1 pseudogene is annotated in these 279 nt (G+C 30.8%); it reads right to left on the minus strand.

Going from position 1 to position 279, the window contains the following annotated elements:
• Positions 1-49: 49 nt before the first annotated feature.
• Positions 50-279, minus strand: a pseudogene (locus SB679_RS23880) (hypothetical protein); the annotation flags it as partial.

The raw sequence follows: 279 nt of genomic DNA on the forward strand, positions 1-279 counted from the left end.
CTCCTGAAAATTTACAGATGAGAAGATATAATTTATTTTAAAAGGAAACTCAAGGAAAAATCATTTTATCTGAGATAGTTCCATACTGTTCGTTCACAAATTCCTGTTCTTGTTCGGAAAGCAAAATGGTATTATTTTTATCTTCCTTTACCTGAACATTATCCCAAATATTTTTACTAAAATCTACTTTGGGATTAAGCCCATCCGCATCAGATTTTTTAAAGGTATTATAAATGAGCTCTCTGCTTATTCTCTTCTCATGTTTTATCCCCTTGTAGT

Source organism: Chryseobacterium sp. SIMBA_029, from assembly GCF_046535275.1.
Classification (GTDB): Bacteria; Bacteroidota; Bacteroidia; order Flavobacteriales; family Weeksellaceae; genus Chryseobacterium.